Consider the following 247-nt stretch of genomic DNA (forward strand, 5'->3'; position numbering starts at 1 on the left):
TATCCGGCAGCCGGATGGAGTTACCCGTCCGGCGGCAGGTTCCAGGTATACACCGTTACCGCGAAGCAGGCGTCCCGGTCGGGTATGACGGCCAAATACGGATCGCTCAGGGGAATCAACAGCGCAGGGGGTTTGAACCTGACTTCGGGCGATCAGATCAGCCCACCCAATGAGGGGGACGGTTTCTACACGAAGGGGGGCTACAAGACCGCTGAGGGAAAAGCGTTTCTGTCGTGGAACAAAAGTG

The 247-nt window shown here is 59.1% G+C and carries 1 protein-coding gene; it reads left to right on the forward strand.

The features are described 5' to 3' along the window. Positions 1-247 (forward strand): family 14 glycosylhydrolase (locus KVT34_RS30765; RefSeq protein ID WP_217563351.1); only part of this gene is annotated, 247 nt, incomplete at both ends.

Origin of the sequence: Paenibacillus sp. GbtcB18, assembly GCF_019091125.1 — a bacterium.
GTDB lineage: Bacteria > Bacillota > Bacilli > Paenibacillales > NBRC-103111 > Paenibacillus_F > Paenibacillus_F chitinolyticus.